The sequence below is a fragment of the Phenylobacterium sp. genome (assembly GCF_041916435.1).
In the GTDB taxonomy this organism is placed as follows: Bacteria; Pseudomonadota; Alphaproteobacteria; order Caulobacterales; family Caulobacteraceae; genus Phenylobacterium.
This window is the reverse complement of record NZ_JAYRZM010000005.1, coordinates 433,142-451,253: the sequence shown is the minus strand read 5'-3', so window position 1 is coordinate 451,253 and position 18,112 is coordinate 433,142. Positions and strand designations below refer to the sequence as shown.

The following is an 18,112-nucleotide window of genomic DNA, read 5'->3' as shown; positions in this document are numbered from 1 at the left end:
TTCGCTCAGGCCAGGACTACGCTGTTGACGCAGCGGCCGGCAAGGCCCGCGGCCGCGATTTGCGGTCGATCCACCAGGCGACCGCGCCGAAGATCAGATAGACGGCGATGGCCATGACGCCGATGCCCGCCGGGTCGGGATTGGCCGGCAGCACCAGGTTGAGGATCTGCACCGCCAGCAGGAGCGTCAGGAACGCCGGGGCGGCCCACGGCCCCTCGCCCGCGCGGCCCCGCGTCCAGGCCCAGGCCGCGCCCGAGACGGCCAGCAGGCCGATCTCGACCGCCTCTTCCGGCACAGGGTAGTTCCACAGGCCGAAGCCCACCTTCGGCCCGCCGAACCAGAGCTCCAGGTCGGGCCTGTGCACCAGCAGGTCGGCCAGCCAGTGGGAAAAGACCGCCAGGCCGACGAAGACGGCGGCCCGCCAGGGCAGCTTCAGCGCCCCGCGCACGGCGAGCGCGGCGGCCAGCGACCACAGGATCGAGGCCGGCAGGCTGTGGGTGTAGGGCATGTGCTCCAGCACCAGGGCGCTGCCCGGCAGGCTGGGATCGACCTTGATCCGCTCGACCCCGGTGGCGATCAGCGCGCCCCAGCCGATGTCCATGAGCTGGCAGCCGACGACATAGGTCCAAAGCGGCGCGCGCGGCTCGGCGGCCTTGGCGGCCATGGCGGCGGCGTAGTGGCCTGCGAACATCCCGATCCCTCCCCCGAGGCTGCGCCTGATCAGCCAGGGCCAGGCTAGGCGCAAAACGGGCCGGCGCGAAGACCGGCCCTCGGCGCGGGGCCGGGCCCAATGAAAAAGGCTCCGCGGCGCACGCCGCGGAGCCTCTTGCCTCGTGGGCGGCGCGTCGCGCGAGCCGCCCAGAACGCAGAGATGGAACTAGGACAGAACCACCAGCACGACCCGGCGGTTGGCCGCGCGGCCCTCGCGGGTGTCGTTGGGAGCCACCGGCTCGTCCTCGCCGTAGGAGATCGTGCCCAGACGGTTGAGCGCGATGCCCTGGCGGTTCAGGTACTTGCGGACGGCTTCGGCGCGCTCGGCGCCAAGCTGTTCGTTGTACTCTTCAGAGCCGGTCGCGTCGGTGTGGCCCTGGATTTCGACGTAGACGTTCTTGTTCTCGCCCTTCAGCTTCTCAGCCAGGGCGTCGAGCCGGGACTGGGCTTCGGGCGACAGGGCCCACTTGTTGAGCGGGAACTTCACCGAGTCGTCGGACAGCACGACTTCATAGAGGAACTTGCCCTCGGCCAGCTTGCCGGCCGCCGTGGCCCGCTCCAGGGCTTCGCGCGAAGTCTTGTCCAAGTCCGCGATGCGGGTGTCGTGCGCCGAAACCCGCGTGTCGACGGCGCCGACCTGCTCATTCACGTACTTCTTGGTCGCGCAGCCGCCGAGGCTGACCGCACCCAGCAGAAGCGCCCCCGCAATCAAAACGCTCTTGTTACGGCCTCCCATGCGAGACCTCCTTCCATGTCTTGCCTGTCGCGGTCGCCTGCACATTACACAGGGTTAATGTGTATTACCGCGCCGGTTCCGATGGCGGCGCAAAAGGGCCATTTCTAGGCGGAACAATAGCCTTCGCCGGGCGCCGCCCCACCGTGGCGCGAATGCATCACCGCCCGGCTGCGGCCGCTCAAGACGGAATCGGGCGCGTTAACTCCCGACTCAGGTCTCCGAAACCCCGCCTTTACCCCGCCCCTGTATCAATCCGGGCCACAAAGAGCTTCGCCCTACGAGGCGAACGGCCGATTGAGGTGGGTGTATTCGAATGACCAAGACGGTCCTTGTCGTCGACGACGATCCGACGCAACGCAGGCTTATCCAGGCCGTCCTGGAGCGTGAGGGCTTCGCCGTGGCCCAGGCCGAGACGGGCGACGCGGCCCTGTCGCGCCTGACCGCGGGCGGCAGCGCCGACGTGGTGATCCTGGATCTGGTGATGCCGGGGACCAACGGCATCGACACCCTCAGGGAGATGCGCGCGCGCGGCTTCTCCCAGCCGGTGATCGTGCTGACCGCCCAGGGCGGGATCGAGACGGTGGTGCAGGCCATGCAGGCCGGCGCCAGCGACTTCTTCGTCAAGCCGGCCTCGCCGGAACGGATCATCGTGTCGATCCGCAACGTGCTGTCCATGGGCGCCCTGAAGGGCGAGGTGGACCGCCTGAAGAAGAAGACGAGCGGGCGCACCACCTTCGACGACCTGATCGGCGAGACCCCGGCGATGATCATGGTCAAGCGCCTGGGCGAGCGGGCGGCCAAGTCGTCGATCCCGATCCTGATCACCGGCGAAAGCGGCGTCGGCAAGGAAGTGATCGCGCGGGCCGTGCACGGCTCGTCCGACCGGGCCGGCAAGCCGTTCGTGGCGGTCAACTGCGGCGCCCTGCCGGAGAACCTCGTGGAGTCGATCCTGTTCGGCCACGAGAAGGGCAGCTTCACCGGGGCGACAGACAAGCACCTGGGCAAGTTCCAGGAGGCCAACGGCGGCACCCTGTTCCTGGACGAGGTGGGCGAGCTGCCGCTGGACATGCAGGTCAAGCTGCTGCGCGCGCTGCAGGAGAGCGAGATCGACCCGATCGGCTCCAAGCGCTCGATCAAGGTGGACGTGCGGATCGTCTCGGCCACCAACCGCGACCTGTCGCAGAGCGTGGCCGAGGGCCGCTTCCGCGAGGACCTGTTCTACCGGCTGAACGTCTTCCCGATCGAGGCGCCGTCGCTGCGCGAGCGCAAGGGCGACATCCCGGCCCTGGTTGAGACGTTCATCCGCCGCTTCAACGTGGAGGAGGGCAAGCAGGTGATGGGCGCCTCGCCCGAGACCCTGGCCTGCCTGACCGAGTTCGACTGGCCCGGCAACGTGCGCCAGCTCGAGAACGCGGTCTATCGCGCCATCGTGCTGGCCGACTCGCCCTATCTGCAGCCCTACGATTTCCCGTCGATCTCGGGCGTGGCCCCGCCGCCGCCCGAGGCGATCCCGGCGCCCGCGCCGGCGGCTCGGCCCGCCCTGGCGGCGACGCCTACGGCCGCCGAGCTGGCCGGCGAGATGCCCAAGGAAGCGCCCGTGCGCGTGCTGGACGAGCGCGGCCACCTGCGCACCCTCGAAGAGATCGAGCGCGACCTGATCCAACTGGCCATCGAGATCTACGCCGGCCACATGAGCGAGGTGGCCCGCCGCCTCGGCATCGGCCGCTCCACCCTCTATCGCAAGGTGCGCGAGCAGGGGCTGGAAGACGTAGTCAAGGGCGGCGCCGATGGCGACCATGATCCTGCGTCCCAGGTCGCGTGAGGCGCGCCTGGCGGCGCTGATCAAGGCCGCGCGGCTCGCCGCCCGGCGCGCGGCCGCCCAGGCCCTGCGCGAGGGCTAGCCCTCGGCCTTCGGCTTTCGCCTGAAGCCCTTGCGCGCCATGGCCGGCTTCTCGCCCTTGGCCTTGGCGCCGATCTCCTTGAGCTTGACGTGCTGGCGCACGCTGAGCGCCTCGCCCGCGCCGCCCTTCTCCGGATCGCCGAAGGCGCGGCCGTAGGTCTTCAGGCGTTCCTCGACGCTGCCCAGGAACTCGCCCTCCCAGTCGGAAAGCTCGACGCCGGCGCGGTCGGCCTGGCGCCGCGCGCGCTTGAGGGCGTTCAGCGCGGCCCGCTTGGCCTGCGCCTTACGATCTGGCGGGCCCCGCTTCAAATCTCTCCGAGGGCGGACAGGTAAAGGTCGAGGATCGCGTCCTCTTCCTGCCGCTTGGCCCGGTCCTGTTTGCGCAGGCGCACGACCTTGCGCAGGATCTTCACGTCGAAGCCGTTGCCCTTGGCCTCGGCGAAGATCTCCTTGATCTGCTCGGCGATCTCGGACTTCTCCTGCTCGAGCCGCTCGATGCGCTCGATGACGCTCTTGAGCTGGCTCTGGGCCGTGACGTTGAGCACGTCGGCGTGGGCGATGTCGTCGGCCATGGAAGGAGCCTCTTGCGAGTCGTGGATCGTGGAAAGGCGCGGAAACTAGCGAGCCGGCCGGCCGCTGTCATCCGCAGCTTACAGCAATCCGCGGGCTTCCAGCGCCGGGCGCAACGCGGCCGGATCGGTGAAGTGGTGCACGTCGAAACCGAGGGCGCGGGCGGCCGCGATGTTCTTTTCGCTGTCGTCGACGAAGAGGATGTCGGCGGGGGCGTGGCCGAAGCGCTCGGCGGCCAGGTGGAAGATCGCCGGGTCCGGCTTGATGACCCCCTCCTCGCCCGAAACGACGATGCCCTTCAGCCGCCGGAAGGCCGGGCTCATGGCCACGGTGCCGGCCACGGTGTCCTGGTTGATGTTGGACAGGCCGTACTGCGGCACGCCGGCCTCATGCAGGGCCTCGATGGCGGCCTCGGTCTGCGGGATCGCGCCGGAGAACATCTCCCACCAGCGGTCGCCCCAGGCGCGGATCGCCGCCTCGTGTTCGGGGAAACGGGCGATCAGGCCCTTGCGGTTGTCCTCGAAGGACACGCCGCGGTCATGCGCCAGGTGCCAGTCCATCGTGCAGACGGACGACAGGAACCGGTCGCATTCGGCCGGATCGGGGAAGATCTTCGAGAAGAGCGTGCGCGGGTTCCAGCGCACGATGACATTGCCGATGTCCCAGAGAACCGCTTTCGCCATTCCCGGGACCCCGCGGATCAGCCCTGCTTGGCCTTGAAGCGCGGATCGGTCTTGTTGATCACGTAAACCCGGCCCTTGCGGCGCACGAGCTTGCAGTCGCGATGGCGAGTCTTGAGCGACTTGAGCGAGCTTCTGACCTTCATGACCGTTTCTTCTTGGCGCGCGGACGCGCCGCCGGGTTGCGATTGGAGCGGGCGCATATACGGGCCGGAGCCCTTTGAGTCAACGCCGTTGGAACCTCGGGGACTTTCGCGGGCTTGTGATTGAGGCCGGGGGGCGACGCCGACTAGATTCACCCGAATGCATCGTCGCGCCTTCCTCTCATTGCTGCTGGCCGCCCTGCCCGGCGCCTCCGCCGCCCAGACCGCCGACCCGACCGCCCAACCCCTGGCCGGCGCCTCGCCCTCGGGCAGCCCGGCGTTCGACGCCTGGCTGCAGGGCTTCTACGGCCGCGCGGCGGCGGCCGGCGTGCCCGCCGTGGTGCTGGACCGGGAGCTGGCGGGCCTGACGCCGGACGACCGGGTCTCGGCCGCCGACGGACGCCAGCCGGAGTTCTCCAAGCCGGTGGGCGACTACATCAAGGGCGTGGTCACCGACCAGCGCATCGCCATGGGCCGCCAGAAGCGCCAGGAGCTGACGTTCCTCGGCGACGTGGAGGCCCGCTACGGCGTGCCGCGCGACATCCTGATCGCCGTATGGGCCATGGAATCGGCCTTCGGCGCGATCCAGGGGAACTATGACGTGGTCCGCTCGATGGCGACCCTGGCGGCCGACGGACGGCGCCGCGCCTTCGCCGAGACCCAGCTCATCGCCGCCCTGCAGATCATCGCCTCGGGAGAATTCCCCCGAAGCCGCCTGACCGGCTCGTGGGCGGGCGCCATGGGCCAGACCCAGTTCATCCCCACCACCTTCCAGACCACGGCGGTGGACGAGGACGGCGACGGCCGGCGCGACATCTGGGGCTCTGCCGCCGACGCCCTGGCCTCGGCGGCGAACCTGTTGAGCCAGGGCGGCTGGGCGCCCGGACAGAGCTGGGCGCGAGAGGTGCTGGCCAATCCCGGCTTCGACTACGCCCTGACCGAGGGGCCGAGCATGGCGCCGGCGGCCTGGGAGCTGGCCGGCCTGAGGCGCGCCGACGGCGGCGGCTGGGCCGCGCAGGACCAGACGATAGAGGCCACGCTGATCGCCCCGTCGGGCGCGGCGGGCCCGCTGTTCCTGGCCTTCCCCAACCACTTCGCGATCCGCAAGTACAACAACTCCACCGCCTATGCGCTGGGCGTGGGCCTGCTGGCCGACCGCTTCGCCGGCGGCGGCCCGCTGATCGCGGCCTGGCCGGCCGAGACCCCGCTGGCGCTGGCCGACCGGATCGACGCCCAGAAGGCGCTGGCCAGGCTCGGCTTCGACCCCGGCGCGCCGGACGGCCTGGTGGGCGTGAACACCCGCTCGGCCCTGCGCGCCTGGCAGCAGGCCCGCGGCCTGACGGCGGACGGCTATCTGTCGATGGAGATGGTGCGGCGCCTGCGCGCTGAATCGCCGGACCCGGCCCAGCTCTGAGGCCCGCTCAGGGCGCGCCGCCGGCCTCGTCGCGCTCCTCCAGGGTGGCGAGCGCGGCGTCGGCGCGGGTGGCCGGCTGGGGATCGGCGTTGCGGAGCTGCGGGTTGCGGAAGGCGTAGACGAGCAGCGTCAGCATCAGGGTGGCGTTGAGGATGAACGGCGCCGGGTGGATCTTCTCGTAGAGCCACACGAAGAACGGCGCGAGCACCACGTTGACGCCGTTGACCGCGGCGATGGCGCCCGCCACGCGGGCCTGTTCGTTCATGTCCACGGCCAGGGACGAGCCGGCGGTGAAGCCCGGCCGGGCGAAGCCGAAGCCCAGGCTGGAGATGGCGTAGCCCGCCACCACCGCCCAGTAGTTGGGCGCGAGCGCGACGATCAGGTTGCCGAGGGCCGCCACGCCGACGCCCCAGCGCAACAGCTCGCGCGGGGTCATCTCGAACATGCGGATCAGGCCCCACTGGGCGAGCAGGCCGGCCATGGCGCCGAACATCATGGCGATGGCGATGAAGCCCTGGGCCTGGGCGGGCGACATCTTGAGCTGGTCGATGATCAGGAAGCCCAGGGTCTGGCCCTGGGCGGTCTGGCTGACCGCGACGATGAAGCCGTAGATCAGGAAGGGCGTGATGCGCGGATCGCGCCACATCGGCGCTTCCTTGGTCGCCTGGCGCACGGCGACCGCCTCGGCCGTCGGCCGGTGCTCGCTCTCCGGCAGGAAGCGGATGACGATGAACAGCATCACCCCCGCGATCAGGGCGAAGCTGAACAGGGGGCCGGCCAGGCCGACCACGGGCAGGACGAACAGCGGGGCCAGGAACGGGCCGATCACCGTGCCGAGGCCGAAGGCGCCGGCCAGGCTCGACATCGCCTGGGTGCGCCGCTCGGCCGGGGTGTATTCGGCCACATAGGCCTGGGTGGCCGGGTTGGACGAGGCGCCGAAGAAGCCGAACAGGGCGCGGGCCACCAGGAACAGGCCGAAGATCACCGGCCAGGCGGCCAGGTGGCGCAGGCCCGCGCTGACCACCAGGCCGCAGCAGGTCATCGAGATCATGAAGCCCGAAAGGCCCACCATCATCAGCGGCTTGCGCCCGTAGCGGTCGGACGCGCGCGCCCACATGGGCGAGGAGAAGGCCCAGAGCAGCGCCGAGAGCGAGAAGATCGCCGCGACCCACGGGTCCGGGATGCCGGTGGAGCGGCCGATCGCGGGCAACACCGAGATCAGGCCGGTGTTGCCCATCGCCGTCGCCAGCGAAACGCAGAAGATGATCGCGAACGACCTGCGCGGCAGGCCGGACGGCGCGGAAGCGGAGCCGGTCATGAATCGCGCTGTTAAGCCGCGGCGCGTTCCGGCGCAAACGGCAAGCGTGCTCACGGCCCATTAAGCATTAACACCGATCCTGGCCGCCATTCTCGGTGGGGCGTCTTTCGTATGTTTCAGATCATCGGCATCGTGTTGCTGTTCGCCCTGGTGTTCGGCAGCTTCATCATGTCCGGCGGCAAGATGGAGGTGATCATCGAGGCCGCGCCGCACGAGCTGATGGCCATCGGCGGCGCCGCGGTCGCCGCGTTCCTGATCAGCAACTCGCTCACGGTGATCAAGGCCACGGGGGCCGGCTTCAGCAAGATCTTCGGCGGCCCCAAGTGGAAGGCCAGCGACTACCGCGACCTGCTCAGCCTGCTCTTCCTCTTGACCAAGACCATGAAGTCCAAGGGCGTGATCGCCCTGGAAAGCCACATCGAGAACCCCGGCGAGAGCACCATCTTCTCGCGCTTCCCCAAGATCATGAAGGACCACTTCGCCGTGGACTTCATCTGCGACACCCTGCGGATGATGACCATGAACCTGGAGGATCCCCACCAGGTGGAAGACGCCATGGAGAAGCAGCTCGAAAAGCACCACCACGAGGCGCTAGCGCCCGCCCACGCGCTCACCACCATGGCCGACGGCCTGCCGGCGCTCGGCATCGTCGCCGCCGTGCTGGGCGTCATCAAGACCATGGGCTCGATCACCGAGCCGCCCGAAGTGCTGGGCGGCATGATCGGCGGCGCCCTGGTCGGCACCTTCCTGGGCGTGTTCCTCGCCTACGGCCTCGTCGCGCCGATGGCCGGTCGCCTGCAGGCGGTGATCGAGGAGGACGGCTCGTTCTACAAGATCATCCAGTCGGTGCTGGTGGCCCACCTGCACGGCAACGCCGCCCAGATCTCGGTGGAGATCGGCCGCGGCAACGTGCCCTCGGCGGCCCAGCCCTCGTTCGTGGAGCTGGAAGAGGCGCTTTCGGCCATTCCGAACGAGGCCTAGGCGGCGAGCCGTCCACACCTTTATCGCTCCGCGAGCGAATTGTGATCGCCTTGATCACGAGGGCGTGAATAAAGCCCTTGCCAGTCGCCTAAACCACGGCATATTCCTGACTCGCGCTTGAGGTGCTCCCCGCTTCGCCATCCTGGAAACAGGCTGTCGAGACGGCGTAATCGCCGGGCGCGTAACCTCCGATCTAGGGGACCAGGGACATGACCTCCGAACTTCTCCGTAAGCTGCTCGTCGCCGGCGCCGCTGTCGCCGCGCTCTCCGTCGCCGCCTGCAGCAAGCCCGCCGCGACCACCGAAGCCGCGCCGGAAGCCCCGGCCGCTGAAGCTCCGGCCGCCGAAGCTCCGGCCGCCGACGCGAACGCGACCGACGCCGCCGCCGCCAGCGACGCCGCGATGGCTCCGGCCGCCGACGCCGCCGCTCCGGCCGCCGACGCTGCTGCTGCTCCGGCCGAAGAGTCGAAGTAAGTCGAAGACGCTTCACAGCGTTTTCGGGAAGGGCCGTCCGTCAGGGCGGCCCTTTTCATTTGGGGGGTGCGGCGCGGGCTTTTCGACCCCGCCGCGAGGCGCTAATTGGCGCCATGAGCGAACCGCCCGAGGCGGGCGCGTCGCCGCTGGTCTGGACCGAGGACGGCCGGCCGCGCTCGCGCCTTTATGACGACGTCTATTTCTCGGCCGTCGACGGCCTGGCGGAGACCCGGGCGGTGTTCCTCCAGGGCTGCGGACTGCCGGACGCCTGGAAGGGCCGCAGCCGCTTCACCGTGGGCGAGCTCGGCTTCGGCACCGGCCTGAACATCCTGGCGCTGATCGAGCTTTGGCGGCGCGAACGGCCCGCCGGCGCCCGGCTCCACGTCTTCTCCATCGAAGCCCATCCCCTGCAGGCGGCCGAGGCCGCCCGCGCCCTGGCGGCCTGGCCCGAACTGGCCGACCTGGCGGGCGCGCTCACCGAACGCTGGCCGGGCCGCGCGCCGGGCTTCCACCGCCTGGCCTTCGAGGAGGCCGACGTCATCCTCGACCTGGCGGTGATGGAGGCGGGCGAGGCGCTGCGGCAATGGCGCGGGCGCGCCGACGCCTGGTTCCTCGACGGCTTCTCGCCGGCGCTCAATCCGGCCATGTGGCGCCAGGAGGTGCTGGACCTGGTGGCCGCCCGGTCGGCGCCCGGCGCGCGGGCGGCCACCTTCACCGTGGCCGGCGCAGTGCGGCGAGGCCTCGCCGAGGCCGGGTTCACGGTGGAGAAGCAGCCTGGCTTCGGGCGCAAGCGCGAGCGGCTGGAGGCGCGCCTGCCCGGCGAGCCGGCCGCGGCGGGGGCCGGGCGCGTGGCCGTGATCGGCGCCGGGGTGGCCGGCTGCGCGACCGTGCGGGCGGCGCGGGCCCTGGGTGCGCAGGCGGACTTGTTCGATATCGAACGACTTGGCGCAGGCGCCTCGGGCAATCCGGCCGCCCTGGTCACCCCCCGGCTGGACGCCGGCGGCGGGCCGATCGCGCGCCTGTTCGCCCAGGCCCTGGAGCGGGCGAACCAGATCTATGCGGCGACGCCGCGGGCGGTGATCGCGCGCGGCGTGGTGCAGGCCCCCGCGAGCGAGCGCGACGGGCCGCGCTTCGCCAGGGTGGCCGACGGAAACGCCTTCGAGGCGGGCGACCTGCGCCTGATCGACGCCGCCGAGGCGGCCGAGCGTCTCGCCGAGCCGGACGCGCCGGGCGGCCTGATGATGGAGACGGCCCTGGTGATCGAACCGGCCGTGGCGCTCCAGGCCTGGGCCGGGACGCCCGGGATCGCGCGGGTGGCGGCGGTCGAGCCGGACGCCGGCGGCGGCTGGCGGCTGCTCGACGCGGCCGGCGGCTTCGTGGGCCTGGCGGACGCAGTCATCGTCTGCGCCGGGCATAGGAGCGCCGACCTCGTGGCGGGCCTGCCGCTGCAGCCTGTGCGGGGCCAGGTGAGCTGGCGGCGGGGCGCCGAGCCGCCGGCCGCCTCGGCCTGGGGCGGCTATGTCGCGCCGATGCGCGACGGCTTCGTCTTCGGCGCGACGCACGACCGCGACGAGGCGGGCGAGGACGTGCGCGAACAGGACCACCTGCGCAATCTGAAGACGCTGGCGGCGGGCCGGCCGCGGCTGGCCGGCGCGACCGAGGGCCAGGCCCTGGAGGGCCGCGCCTCGGTGCGCGCGACCAGCCCGGACCACCTGCCGCTGGCCGGCGCCGCGCCCGGCGCGGGCGGCCTGTTCGTCTTGACGGCGCTGGGCGGGCGCGGCTTCGCCACGGCGCCGCTGCTGGCCGAGCACGTGGCCGCCCTGGCGCTGGAGGCGCCCTCGCCCCTGCCGGCCGCCCTGGCGGAGCTGGTGGATCCCGCGCGCTTCGGCCGCCGGGCGGCGCGACGGGGCCGTTCCTAAGGCGGGCGCATGGCTCTATATTGGTGAAGCTTCGGGGGACGCCCCTCACCTAGGGAACCGAAGAATGCCGACCACCATCCGCAGCGCCGCATCGCTGGGCGCGGTCCTGCTCCTCGCGTCGACCGCCGCCTGCGCGTCGGCCGACCAGGCCAAGCCCAAACCGGAATCCGCCTCGCGCCAGTGCTTCTGGTCGCGCAGCGTGACCAGCTTCCACGCCGTCGACAGGGAGACCGTCAACCTGCGGGTCGGCGTGAAGGACGTCTACGAGCTGAAGCTGTTCGGCCCCTGCGACAACGTCGACTGGACCGAGAAGATCGCCCTGGAATCGCGCGGCAGCTCCTGGATCTGCTCGGGCCTGGACGCGGTGGTCATCTCGCCGAGCCCGATCGGTCCGCAGCGCTGCATGGTCAAGACCATACGCAAGCTGACGCCCGAGGAGGTCGCCGCCATGCCCGCCAAGGACAAGCCCTGACGCGAACGAGCCGGGGCGAAAAAGAAAGGGCGTCGCCGGGGACCGACGACGCCCTGACCACGGCCGGTTCAGGCCGCGCTCAAATCAGAACTTCTTCTTGACGCCCAGCTTGAAGACCCGGCCGAGCGGGTTCCCGTTGGTGACGTCGTAATTGTAGAAGCTCTGCGCGAACGACGGGTCGGCGTCGAACACGTTCAGCACGCTCACCGTGACGTTGGTGTCCCAAGGCAGGTCGATGTTGGCGACCAGGTCGTGCTGCCAGTAGGCGTCGGTCTGCCCCACGCTCTCATAGGTCTGCGTGGCGTAGTTGTAGCGGCAGTCCGCGGTCTGCACGTAGTTCGGGAAGGCCCCGGTGCACTTGGCGCCCACGTTGGTGGTGCCCTCGTGATAGAGCACCTGCCAGCGCAGGTTCCAGTTCTCGCCGCGCAGATTGACGAAGCCGGACGCCCGCAGCTTGGGATAGGAGAAGAAGTCCCCGCCGCCCAGGTCGTGCAGGCCGGCCCGGTCGATGGGCGCGGACAGGATGACCGAGGAGTCCTCGCCAAGGGTCTCCTCGCCGCGCTTGACCTGCTTCAGGAGGGATCCCTCGACGCCGACCGAGGCGCGGATGTCGTGGAACTCGAACCCGAAGAAGTTGTCGAAGTCGTACTGGCCCTTGAAGTCGAAGCCCGAGGTCTTGGTCTCCGGCCCGTTCACCCACTTGCGGGTGAGCTGCAGCACGTTGGCCTGGCTGCAGACGTTGTTGACGAAGACGAACCGCGCGACGAGGGCGGCGTTGTCGCAGCCCTGGCCGGCGGCCGTGTTGGCGATGGCCGCGTAGATCGACGAGCTGTTCTCCAGTTCCAGCTCATCCTTGAAGTCGAAGTGGTAGTAGTCGATCGACCCCGAGAAGCCGCCGGCCTTGATGAGGACGCCGAGGTTGTAGGTCTTGGCCGTCTCCGGCTGCAGGGCCGGGTTGTTGGCCGTGACCACGGCCCGGTAGCTGCCGCCAATGTTGCTGACGCCCTTGCTGGTGCTGGGCGACAGGATCGCCTCGCCCGGCGCGCGGAAGGTGGAGCCGGCCGAGGCCCGGAAGGCCAGCCAGTTCAGGGCCTGCCAGCGGGCGGCGAACTTCGGATTGGTCGTGGAGCCGACATTGCCGCCGAAGTCCTCGTGGCGCACGGCCAGGGTGAACTCCAGATTGTCGGTCGCCGGCAAGCGGAACTCGGCGAAGGCCGCGCCGACCCGGCTGTCGGCGTCGAAGTCCGACTGCGCCCCGAAGAAGACGAACGGCCCCACCGGGTTGGAGCAGGTCGGAACCTGGAGCTGCGGATAGATGGAGTCGACGCACGGGGTGGCGCCCACGTCGCCCAGGCCTTCCCAGTCCTGGATGGTGTGGGTGAAGCGGTACTGCGCGCCGGCCGCCCACTGCACCTTGCCGCCCGGCAGCTCCAGCGGCATGTCGCCGTTGAACACCAGGTCGGCCACGAAGATCGAGTTGGTGTTCACGTTGGTGTAGGTGCCGTACATCCAGTTCACGAGCGCCGGGTCGTTGGCCACCGAGGCGTCGTAATAGGGATTGGTCGCGCCGTTCGCCTTGCTCACCGCGATGGCGTTGGTGAACGGGTTGAAGAACTTGCAGGCGCCCACGCCGGGGGTTCCGGTGAGGATGTCGCAACCCTCCCCGCCCAGGCCGTTCAGGGCCGCTTGCAGGCGGTCGACCAACAGGTCGTGGGTCACCACCGTGCCCTTGTTCTCCATGTAGGTGAGCGCGCCGTCCCAGGAGATCCCGTTGCTGAAGTTGCCCTTCAGGTCGCCGGAGATGCGGAAGGCGGTGCGCTCGATGGCCTGATAGTCGGCGCCGTCGGGATTGATCGGATGGCCGGCCACGCCGATGGCGCGCCAGGCCGTCTGGCTGGGCGTCACGCCGTTGACCATGGCCGCGCACTGGGTCGCGGTGAGCGGCGCGGCGCAGGTGGTGTAGAGCGCGATCAGACCCGGGTTGTTCGCCGGCACGAAGAAGCGGGTCTGGTTGTTGAAGCCGATCGGGGCCGTGGAGTCGGAAAGCCCGCCGGTGGCGCTCGACGTCGGGAACTGGGTGGTCAGGTTGGCCGGCGAGATCCGCTGCTCGGGCGTGTTGTCGCGGTGCCAGGCGACCTCGCCGTGGAACTCCAGATTGTCGGTGATGTCGAAGTTGACCTCGCCGTAGAGCTGGTAGGTGTCCTCTTCGTTCACCAGGTCGTTGAATGGCGTGAACTGATAGCGGCACTGGGTTCCGCCGGCGCCGGTGGTCGGCAGGTAGGTGGCGGTGAGCAACTGGCCGCCGAGCTGGTTACAGCCGTTGTCGACGAAGCTGGGGGCGCCGCCGCTGGGCGACAGATAGGTGCCCGGGTTGGCCGAGCCCGACCAGCCGCCGTAGAAGACCGACTCGAAGGGCGTCAGGGCCCAGTCGCGCTCGCGGATGTCCAGGCGGCTGCGGTGCTTGTAGTCGGCGGTGAACAGCAGGTTGCCGCCGTCGTACAGCTTGCCCCAGGCGATGCTGCCGTCGTAGTCGCCGTCCGACCCCTTGATGGCCGAGTAGTCGGTGTTGACCTCGAAGCCGTCGAGGTCCTTGCGGGTGATGAAGTTGACCACCCCGGCGACCGCGTCCGAGCCGTAGGTGGCCGCCGCGCCGTCCTTCAGGATTTCAATGCGCCCGATCGCGGCGCTGGGAATGAAGTTCAGATCCTGGCCGCCGCCCTGGTAGGCGGTCGCGGTCGTGTCGGCGAGCCGGCGGCCGTTCATCAGCACGAGCGTGCGAGAGGCGCCGAAGCCGCGCAGATTGATCGTCGCGGTGCCCGCGCCGCCGTTGTAGCGGTTGCTTTCGCCGAGCGCCGACTGGGACGCGCTGATCGACTTGACCAGCTGCACGACGCTGGGCGCGCCCTGCTTGGCCAGTTCGTTGGCGCTCATCACGTCGACCGGCAGGGCCGCATCTTCCGGGGTGCCGGCGATGAATGAGCCGGTGACGACGACTTCCTCGACGGTGGCGGCCTTATCCTGGGCCGCGGCCTGCCCCGCCCCGCCTATGACGATGGCGGCCACGATCGCTGAACCGCTGCAGAAATATCTGCTCTTGGACATCTATGTTTCCTTTCCCTCTCGGCGACCGTCGCTCGATCTGAAATACGTCGAGCTTTCTAGTGCCGAGTATGGCGATCATCGGCGGGCGGTCGCTTCCGCGCCAGAGGCGAATCTCTGTTGAAATGGAAGTAGATCGATACAATGCACATCAATCTACGCGAGTATTTCGAGTGCACGCGGACGATGCTGAGCATACCGCTGCGTATGCAGATGCTAGAGGACTCGACACATCTCGCTAGACGACCGGATTCATTGAATTTTTGACTATTTCGTCAAATCCGAACAGCGTCTGGATCATGCCCGCCGCTCAAATGCGGCCAATGTTCGGATGGCCATGGGGCGTAACAGCCGTGTTGCGCAAACGCCGCGCCCGGCAAAAAAAGGGCGCCGCCAGCAAGCTGGCGACGCCGCTAAGAGGCTTAAAGACGCGCGCGAACGCGCCAGGGAATGGTCAGAACCGCTTGGAGATCGCGATCTTGTAGGTGCGGCCCAGCGGGTTGCCGGTGAACGGATCGTAGTTCAGGTCGAGCCGCGCGAACGACGGATCCTGGTCGGTGAGGTTGTTGATGGTGAGGGTCACCCGCGTGTCCCACGGCAGTTGGGCCTGATAGGCCAGGTCGGCCGTGAGGGTGGAGTCGATCGTCTTGCCGGCGCTGACCACCTGGCCGCTGACCGCGTTGGGCGTCAGGATCGAGGTCCGCTGATCGGTGTAGTCGCCGATGTAGTTCAGCGTCAGACGCAGGTTATGCGGGCCGCGGTTGTACTGGAGGTAGGCCTGGCCCTTCCACTGCGGCAACGAGGTGGCGGCGAGTTGGTAGTTCAGGAAGCCGGCCGCGTCGTAGGCCTCTTCCACCGTGACGCCCTCGATCACGAAGTTGTCGATCTTGTACTCGCGCGTGTAGGTCGCCGTGCCGCCGACCGTCAGGTCGCCGCCCAGGACCTCGCCGAAGTCGTAGTCGGCCATGAAGTCGACGCCGGACGTCTTGACCTTCGGACCGTTCACATACTCGGTCCGCACGCGAGCGATGGTGGACAGCGAGCAGGCGCCCTGGAACGAGAAGCGCGCCTGCAGGCCGGCGTAGTCCGCCAGGCCGCAGTTGGCCGTAGATCCGCCCGGGAACATCGCGCTCACGATCGAGGCCGAGGGCTCGGCGATGATCGGGTTGTCGAAGTCGAAGGCCCAGTAGTCGATGCTGGCCTTCAGGCCGCCGCCCTTGAAGAGGATGCCGGCGCTGTAGGTCTTGGCCTTTTCCGGCTTCAGGTCGGGGTTGCCGAACAGGTCGATCGCGCGGAACGAGCCGGCGATGAAGCTCAGGGCCGTGACGTTGCTGTTGGTCAGCTGGGTCAGCGGCGGGCCGCGGAAGGTGGTGCCGGCCGAGGCGCGCAGCGCGAAGTGGTCGTTGAGCTGCCAGCGCAGCGCGATCTTCGGGTTGAGCGTCGAGCCCACGCCGTTGGTGGGATAGTTCTCGTAGCGGGCGGCGAGCTGGATCTGCAGGCTGTCGGTCGCCGGCACGCTCCATTCGGTGAAGAGGGCGTAGACGTCCGATTCCAGGTCGGCGTCTTCACCCACGCCCAGGAAGAAGTAGGGCCCGTTGCGGCTGGCGCACGCGATGTTGCCGGTCACCGTCGTGTCGACGCACGAGGTGATCGCGCGGTTGTTCAGGTCGTCATAGCTGGAGGTGAAGCCGTCGCGGCGGAACTGGCCGCCGGCGGCCCAGGCCACCTTGCCGCCCGGCAGCTCGATGCCGGTCTCGCCGTTGAACACGAGGTCGGCCACGAACAGGCGCTGGGTCTGCTTGGTGCCGCTCTGGCGGAAGAACCAGCGGACGAGGTCGACATTGTTGGCCGTGGCCGCGCTGTAGCCCGTGCTGCCCGGGACCGAATTGCCGAAGGGGTTGAAGTAGTAGCAGCCGAGCGAGGCGTCGCCGGCGCCGGTGGTGTAGTTGTTGGTCTTGGCCGCGGTGCACCCGCCGTCGGTGGCCGTCACCAGCGTGCCGTAGCCGCGCAGGGCGAGCTGGAAGCGCGACACGTCGGTGTCGTAGCCGGTGCGCTCGCCGGTCTCCTGGCCGTAGGTCAGGGCGAGATCCCAGCCGATGCCGTTGGAGAACTCGCCCTTCAGCCCGCCGGACACGCGGTAGGCCTCATAGTGGCGCCGGCCCAGCGAGGAGCCGTCCGAGAACATCGGGTTGCCGCCGAACGCATAGGGCCGGTAGCGCACGCCGGGGATGTGCACGCCGGTGGCGAAGGCCGGGATCTGCGTCGGGTTGGCCGCCTGGTAGGCGATGAAGCCCGGGTTGGTGGAGGGCACGAAGAAGCCCTGCAGCACCGCGCTGGTCAGGCTGCCCACCGTGGGGTTGGTGGCCACGGTCGGGGTCTGCAGCGCCAGGTAGGACGGCGAGGTGTGCCACTCGGGCACGTCCGTCTCGGCGTAGAAGGCCTCGAAGTGCGCGTCGATGGAATCGCTGAGCGAGGCGTTGGCTTCGCCGTAGAGCTGGAAGCGGTTGGTCTTCTCGACCAGGTTGTCATAGTCGGTGTAGCGGAAGTTGCAGGCCGGCAGGGCGCCGCCGATGGGCACGCCGCCCAGGGCCGAACAGTCGGCCGTCTGCGCCTGGAAGGCCGCGGCCGGCGCCCAGGCGCCCGTCGCCGTCTGATAGATCGGGATGAACGGCGCCACCGAGCTGCCGCCCGACCAGCCGCCTTCCGGATCCTGGGTGTAGTCCCGCAACGCCCAGCTACGCTCGCGCGTGGAGAGCGGCGACTGGTGCTGGTAGGAGGCCGACAGCAGCACGTCGCCGTTGTCGCCGGCCCAACCCCAGATCACGCTGCCGTCGTAGTCGCCGTCGGAGCCGTCGATCGCCCGGAAGCTAGCGTTGGCCTCCAGCCCGTTGAAGTTCTTGCGCGTGATGAAGTTGACCACGCCGCCGATGGCGTCCGAGCCGTAGGTGGCGGCCGCGCCGTCCTTCAGCACTTCCACCCGACCGATCGCGCCCACCGGGATGATGTTGGTGTCGACGATGCCCGCGCCGGCCTGGCCGAACGGGTTGGCCGACATCCGCCGGCCGTTGATCAGCACCAGGGTCCGCTGGGCGCCGAGGCCGCGCAGGTTCACCGAGCCGGAGCCTTCGGAGCCCTGGGCGCGGGGGTCGAACTGGTTGGTGTCGCCGAGCACGCCGCTGGACACCGACAGCGACTTCAGGAGCTCCACCGTGGAGGGCGAGCCCTGTTTGGCCAGGTCCTCCTGCGAGATCACATCCACCGGCAGGGCCGCGTCTTCCGGCGTGCCCTTGATGAACGAGCCGGTGACGACGACCTCCTGTACGGTGCTGGGCTCTTGCGCGAGCGCCTCGGAGGCGGCTGCGAACGAGAACGCCACCGCGACGGCGGAAGCGCTGCAGAGAAATCTGCTCTTGGACATCTGTTTCCTTCCCCAAATGAAACCCAGCGCCCCGGTTTGTGACGAGGTCGCAACAGTCGTTTTCTGGATTTCTTTCTAGGGATCGGCCCGCAGGCAAGCGTTTATCGGCCATGCGCGCACACGCCGCAGGGCATAGAGGCGCCTATGCAACACATTGCAAGACAAGGGTTTTTTGAACTTGAGGGTCAGGAACCCATACTCGACTCGGCAACATGGGCGAGCAAATTCGATCATCGTTCAGCTAACAGAGATATTTCAACAGCATGATCAATGTTCAC

The 18,112-nt window shown here is 69.1% G+C and carries 15 protein-coding genes; 6 read left to right on the top strand and 9 right to left on the bottom strand.

Translation table 11 applies throughout. From position 1 onward, the window contains the following. Window positions 1-16 precede the first annotated feature (16 nt). Window positions 17-691 carry a metal-dependent hydrolase gene (locus tag ACE3TA_RS16575; protein ID WP_374575401.1) on the bottom strand — a complete coding sequence of 225 codons (675 nt, stop codon included), beginning with the start codon at window positions 689-691 and terminating at the stop codon, window positions 17-19. Between the two features lie 186 nt (window positions 692-877). Continuing rightward, window positions 878-1,447, bottom strand: a complete 570-nt coding sequence (locus tag ACE3TA_RS16570) for an OmpA family protein (RefSeq protein WP_374575400.1) — start codon at window positions 1,445-1,447, stop codon at window positions 878-880. 313 nt (window positions 1,448-1,760) lie between these two features. Here ACE3TA_RS16570 and ACE3TA_RS16565 point away from each other — a divergent pair, with 313 nt between their 5' ends. Then, window positions 1,761-3,269, top strand: a complete 1,509-nt coding sequence (locus ACE3TA_RS16565) for a sigma-54-dependent transcriptional regulator (protein WP_374575399.1) — start codon at window positions 1,761-1,763, stop codon at window positions 3,267-3,269. A 75-nt stretch (window positions 3,270-3,344) separates the two neighbouring features. On the opposite strand, the gene ACE3TA_RS16560 is transcribed toward ACE3TA_RS16565, so the two are convergent. The 4 genes from ACE3TA_RS16560 to ykgO all read right to left on the bottom strand — a co-directional run bounded on the left by ACE3TA_RS16560 (window position 3,345) and on the right by ykgO (window position 4,743). Beyond that, complete coding sequence (locus ACE3TA_RS16560; protein WP_374575398.1) at window positions 3,345-3,656, bottom strand: hypothetical protein; 312 nt, start codon at window positions 3,654-3,656, stop codon at window positions 3,345-3,347. Continuing rightward, on the bottom strand, window positions 3,653-3,919 hold the full coding sequence (locus ACE3TA_RS16555) for a DUF2312 domain-containing protein (RefSeq protein ID WP_374575397.1): 267 nt from the start codon (window positions 3,917-3,919) through the stop codon (window positions 3,653-3,655). The genes ACE3TA_RS16560 and ACE3TA_RS16555 overlap by 4 nt, the downstream gene beginning before the upstream one ends. Window positions 3,920-3,997: 78 nt before the next feature. Then, complete coding sequence (locus ACE3TA_RS16550; RefSeq protein ID WP_374575396.1) at window positions 3,998-4,600, bottom strand: HAD family hydrolase; 603 nt, start codon at window positions 4,598-4,600, stop codon at window positions 3,998-4,000. A 17-nt stretch (window positions 4,601-4,617) separates the two neighbouring features. Further along, a complete protein-coding gene (ykgO, locus tag ACE3TA_RS16545) occupies window positions 4,618-4,743 on the bottom strand; it encodes a type B 50S ribosomal protein L36 (protein ID WP_012523667.1) in 126 nt (41 codons plus the stop codon). Between the two features lie 157 nt (window positions 4,744-4,900). Here ykgO and ACE3TA_RS16540 point away from each other — a divergent pair, with 157 nt between their 5' ends. Continuing rightward, entirely contained in the window at window positions 4,901-6,154 is a 1,254-nt protein-coding gene (locus ACE3TA_RS16540) for a lytic murein transglycosylase (RefSeq protein WP_374575395.1), read from the top strand. A gap of 7 nt (window positions 6,155-6,161) precedes the next feature. Here the strand turns inward: ACE3TA_RS16540 and ACE3TA_RS16535 are convergent, their stop codons facing one another. Continuing rightward, the gene (locus ACE3TA_RS16535) at window positions 6,162-7,472 is read right to left on the bottom strand and encodes an MFS transporter (RefSeq protein WP_374575394.1); all 1,311 of its coding nucleotides are present in this window, start codon (window positions 7,470-7,472) and stop codon (window positions 6,162-6,164) included. A 111-nt stretch (window positions 7,473-7,583) separates the two neighbouring features. Between ACE3TA_RS16535 and motA the strand changes: the two genes are divergently transcribed. From motA to ACE3TA_RS16515, 4 genes are all read left to right on the top strand, one after another. Continuing rightward, window positions 7,584-8,453: a flagellar motor stator protein MotA gene (gene motA, locus ACE3TA_RS16530; RefSeq protein ID WP_374575393.1), complete on the top strand. Its 870-nt coding sequence runs from the start codon at window positions 7,584-7,586 to the stop codon at window positions 8,451-8,453. Between the two features lie 209 nt (window positions 8,454-8,662). After that, window positions 8,663-8,926 (top strand): hypothetical protein, encoded by a 264-nt coding sequence (locus ACE3TA_RS16525; RefSeq protein ID WP_374575392.1) that lies wholly within the window; start codon window positions 8,663-8,665, stop codon window positions 8,924-8,926. 113 nt (window positions 8,927-9,039) lie between these two features. Further along, on the top strand, window positions 9,040-10,845 hold the full coding sequence (mnmD, locus tag ACE3TA_RS16520) for a tRNA (5-methylaminomethyl-2-thiouridine)(34)-methyltransferase MnmD (RefSeq protein WP_374575391.1): 1,806 nt from the start codon (window positions 9,040-9,042) through the stop codon (window positions 10,843-10,845). 64 nt (window positions 10,846-10,909) lie between these two features. Then, complete coding sequence (locus ACE3TA_RS16515; RefSeq protein WP_374575390.1) at window positions 10,910-11,317, top strand: DUF6491 family protein; 408 nt, start codon at window positions 10,910-10,912, stop codon at window positions 11,315-11,317. A gap of 84 nt (window positions 11,318-11,401) precedes the next feature. On the opposite strand, the gene ACE3TA_RS16510 is transcribed toward ACE3TA_RS16515, so the two are convergent. Beyond that, complete coding sequence (locus ACE3TA_RS16510; RefSeq protein ID WP_374575389.1) at window positions 11,402-14,419, bottom strand: TonB-dependent receptor plug domain-containing protein; 3,018 nt, start codon at window positions 14,417-14,419, stop codon at window positions 11,402-11,404. Between the two features lie 451 nt (window positions 14,420-14,870). Next, window positions 14,871-17,834 (bottom strand): TonB-dependent receptor plug domain-containing protein, encoded by a 2,964-nt coding sequence (locus ACE3TA_RS16505; protein WP_374575388.1) that lies wholly within the window; start codon window positions 17,832-17,834, stop codon window positions 14,871-14,873. Window positions 17,835-18,112: the final 278 nt, after the last annotated feature.

Bases quoted from the DNA above. Each gene is read 5' to 3' on its own strand.
- ACE3TA_RS16535 (WP_374575394.1), bottom strand. From the start codon at position 7,472: ATGACCGGCTCCGCTTCCGCGCCGTCCGGCCTGCCGCGCAGGTCGTTC.
- ACE3TA_RS16505 (WP_374575388.1), bottom strand. From the start codon at position 17,834: ATGTCCAAGAGCAGATTTCTCTGCAGCGCTTCCGCCGTCGCGGTGGCG.
- ACE3TA_RS16510 (WP_374575389.1), bottom strand. From the start codon at position 14,419: ATGTCCAAGAGCAGATATTTCTGCAGCGGTTCAGCGATCGTGGCCGCC.
- ACE3TA_RS16540 (WP_374575395.1), top strand. From the start codon at position 4,901: ATGCATCGTCGCGCCTTCCTCTCATTGCTGCTGGCCGCCCTGCCCGGC.
- ACE3TA_RS16555 (WP_374575397.1), bottom strand. From the start codon at position 3,919: ATGGCCGACGACATCGCCCACGCCGACGTGCTCAACGTCACGGCCCAG.
- ACE3TA_RS16525 (WP_374575392.1), top strand. From the start codon at position 8,663: ATGACCTCCGAACTTCTCCGTAAGCTGCTCGTCGCCGGCGCCGCTGTC.
- ACE3TA_RS16570 (WP_374575400.1), bottom strand. From the start codon at position 1,447: ATGGGAGGCCGTAACAAGAGCGTTTTGATTGCGGGGGCGCTTCTGCTG.
- motA (WP_374575393.1), top strand. From the start codon at position 7,584: ATGTTTCAGATCATCGGCATCGTGTTGCTGTTCGCCCTGGTGTTCGGC.
- ACE3TA_RS16575 (WP_374575401.1), bottom strand. From the start codon at position 691: ATGTTCGCAGGCCACTACGCCGCCGCCATGGCCGCCAAGGCCGCCGAG.
- mnmD (WP_374575391.1), top strand. From the start codon at position 9,040: ATGAGCGAACCGCCCGAGGCGGGCGCGTCGCCGCTGGTCTGGACCGAG.
- ACE3TA_RS16515 (WP_374575390.1), top strand. From the start codon at position 10,910: ATGCCGACCACCATCCGCAGCGCCGCATCGCTGGGCGCGGTCCTGCTC.
- ACE3TA_RS16565 (WP_374575399.1), top strand. From the start codon at position 1,761: ATGACCAAGACGGTCCTTGTCGTCGACGACGATCCGACGCAACGCAGG.
- ACE3TA_RS16550 (WP_374575396.1), bottom strand. From the start codon at position 4,600: ATGGCGAAAGCGGTTCTCTGGGACATCGGCAATGTCATCGTGCGCTGG.
- ykgO (WP_012523667.1), bottom strand. From the start codon at position 4,743: ATGAAGGTCAGAAGCTCGCTCAAGTCGCTCAAGACTCGCCATCGCGAC.